Source organism: Vreelandella gomseomensis (assembly GCF_031451645.1).
In the GTDB taxonomy this organism is placed as follows: Bacteria; Pseudomonadota; Gammaproteobacteria; order Pseudomonadales; family Halomonadaceae; genus Vreelandella; species Vreelandella gomseomensis.
Window position 1 is genome coordinate 1 of sequence record NZ_JARWAI010000029.1, and the last position, 550, is coordinate 550.

The 550-nt window shown below is 54.2% G+C and carries 1 rRNA gene; it reads right to left on the reverse strand.

The annotated features are described in order from the left end of the window. Window positions 1–550, reverse strand: a 23S ribosomal RNA gene (locus tag QC815_RS17330); the annotation flags it as partial.

Below are 550 nucleotides of genomic sequence, written 5' to 3' on the forward strand. Positions count from 1 at the left end.
TGTCTTCGTCTCGTCTCTCGGCCTTGAGGAACCGGATTTACCTGACTCCTCAGCCTACTGACTTTCACCAGGACAACCAACGCCTGGCTCATCTAGCCTTCTTCGTCCCCCCATCGCAACCATGTCCGGTACGGGAATATTGACCCGTTTCCCATCGACTACGCCTTTCGGCCTCGCCTTAGGGGCCGACTCACTCTGCTCCGATTAGCGTCGAACAGAAACCCTTGGTCTTCCGGCGAGGGAGTTTTTCACTCCCTTTATCGTTACTCATGTCAGCATTCGCACTCGTGATACCTCCAGCGAACTTCTCAATTCACCTTCATTGGCGTACACGACGCTCCTCTACCGCGTGCCTGCATCCTTAAGCCTACTCTATTCATCCCCACCGAACTCGACGTTCGGGAGGGCTTGAACGTCGCTTCGCGACGTTAAGCGAATAGTCTTAAGTGATGCAGGCACACCCGTAGCTTCGGTACCTGGTTTAGCCCCGTTACATCTTCCGCGCAGGCCGACTCGACTAGTGAGCTATTACGCTTTCTTTAAAGGATGG